Genomic DNA, 2,645 nt, shown 5'->3' on the forward strand with positions numbered 1-2,645 from the left:
TAGCTTTTTAATACACACCTTATTAATAGCAAGCTCCTTCGGAGCTTCATAAACGGGGACGTTTATGACCCCTTTATAGGATGTGAGATGTCCTCATCTCGCAAAGCCGTCAGGCTTTTCATACTTATGAATGTAGTATTACAATATTTAACAAGATATTAAGAAAGTTTCTGCGGAGGTCAATTAATGTTATTATCTCTTTATAATAGCAAGCTCCTTCGGAGCTTCATAAACGGGGACGTTTATGACCCCGTGTAAGGGGACGTTTATGACCCCAAAAAAGAAAGCTCCTTCGGAGCTTGAAACGAGGAGGACCTCGTTCCACCAATACCCCTTACACCATACTTGTTCCACCATATTCCACTATGATTAAGGATATAGTTAAACTATTATTTTTCCAGTAGACAAAAAAAGATTTCTCTATTTTAGGCATAAAAATTGTATATTTAATAAAGTATCTTTCTTGATTGGGGAGAAATTGTAATGCCCAAAGCTTTTAATTATGTCATAATAATAATTTGTTTGACTGTGATGCCAGTTATCCTTTTGGCACATCAATATCAAAATGAACAATGGGATATTGATTTCAGTCGTTTCACAGAAACTCCTCCACCTGTCGCTCCTGTCCGTCCAGTGGCAGAATTTGAACCTGCTTCGCAAGTCCTGATTAGATATCCTCTCGGAATTCCCGTCTCATTGGTTGTCCATTTAGCCAATACTGCTCAGGTCATATGTCTGGTTTCATCTTCTTCTACCCAGAATGCTGCAACCAATGCTTTCCTTAATGCTGGAGTGAATATGGATAATGTAACCTTTATGATAGCAAGTACTGATTCTTATTGGACGAGAGATTATGGACCCTGGTTCATCTTTGATGGCAATGGTGATTTAGGTGTGGTGGATTTTCAGTATAATCGTCCCCGTCCCAATGATAATCTCATTCCTCAGATTTTTGCCAATCAACAAGGATTACCCTATTATGGTATGAATCTGATGCAGACTGGGGGGAACTATATGAATGACGGTATAAATACTGCTGCACAAACCAATTTAGTTTATTCAGAAAATTCTTCTTTATCCCAGCAGGAAGTTTATAATAGAATGCATAACTACCTCGGAATTGAAAATTACTATGTGCTTGCAGACCCCAATAATACCTATATTGACCATATTGATTGCTGGGGAAAATTCTTAGCTCCAGATAAAATCCTGATTCGTAGTGTTTCTCCTTCGCATTCTCAGTATAATGCAATTGAACAGGTCGCTAGTTATTTTTCTTCTACTCTTTGTGCCTGGGGTTATCCTTATAAAGTTTACAGAGTTTACACTCCCCAAGATCAACCTTACACCAATTCCTTAATCCTCAATAATAGAGTGTTTGTTCCTATTATGAATAGCACATATGATGCAGCAGCTTTGCAAACCTATCGTGATGCAATGCCCGGTTATGAAGTTATTGGTGTTCCTGCTGCCAGTAATGCTCCCTGGGAATCTACCGATGCTTTACATTGCAGAACTCATGAAATTCCCGATAAAAATATGCTGGAAATCGTTCATAATCCCTATTTCGGTAGTTACGCTAATTATTCTAACTGGCAAATAAATGCTAATATCATTGCTCGTAGTAGACAGGCACTCTATCCTGATTCAGTATTTGTTTGCTATAAAGTTAATCAGAGTCCCTGGCAAAATGCCATTATGAGCCAGAGTTCAGGAAATTTGTTTGAGGTAATACTCCCTGCTTTTGCACCAGGTGACACTATTCGCTATTTTATACATGCAGCAGATGAATCTGGGCATAGTAGAAATCATCCTGTTTTTGCCGCTCTGGAACCGCACTTATTTGTCTGTGCTCCCGATACTGAAGCTCCCATAATCTATCATAATCCGCCTACTTCTATTCAAAGTGGTGAACATACTTTCTTTGCTATAGTGACTGATAACTTAGAAGTTAGCAATGTGGTCTTCCGGTATAAAATAGATGAGGGTGAAATAACTGATTTAAATATGAGTTACCAACCTGAAATTCAACCTGACTACTGGACTATTACTTTGAATTTAACCTTTAATGAGGAAGATGAGATTTTCCATTATCAGATTGAAGCCAGAGATAATGCCAATCCCTGCAATATTACTTGCTATCCCTGGTTAGGTGAATGGCTAAATATTCCTATAGACCATACAGGTATAGGGGATGATTCTATTCCTTCAGTGCAAAAACCTGAATTATTTGCCTATCCTAATCCTTACTTCTTGCAGAAAAATATTTCTCTTAACATAGTGAGTAAAAATGTAAATAATAAACAGAGTTCGTTGAAAATTTTCAACAGTAGAGGCCAGCTCGTAAAAAGTCTCTCTATTACCGAAAGTTCTACGGAATTTACGAAATATCAATGGGATGGCAAAGATAGCAAAGGTAATAAAGTAGATTCAGGCATTTATTTCTTGAAATGGGATAATAGAGATAAAACCTTAATACATAAGATATTAGTCATTAAATAGAGAGATGTTGAAATATATCAACAGATAAAGATGAAAATTATCCATACTTTTCTCTTGACATTATTATTAATATTATTTTAAGTGATTTTAGCCTACAGACCCTACATAGAATGCCCTCCGAGCAGTGGGGATGCCGCCCGGCA

Annotated in this window: 1 protein-coding gene; it reads left to right on the top strand. The window is 37.3% G+C overall.

Annotation, left to right across the window (positions count from 1 at the left end; translation table 11 throughout):
• The first annotated feature begins 483 nt into the window (after window positions 1-483).
• Window positions 484-2,502 (top strand): agmatine deiminase family protein, encoded by a 2,019-nt coding sequence (locus E0946_RS07090; RefSeq protein WP_165942107.1) that lies wholly within the window; start codon window positions 484-486, stop codon window positions 2,500-2,502.
• The last annotated feature ends 143 nt before the right edge of the window (window positions 2,503-2,645 follow it).

This window comes from Candidatus Syntrophosphaera thermopropionivorans, assembly GCF_004353895.1.
GTDB lineage: Bacteria > Cloacimonadota > Cloacimonadia > Cloacimonadales > Cloacimonadaceae > Syntrophosphaera > Syntrophosphaera thermopropionivorans.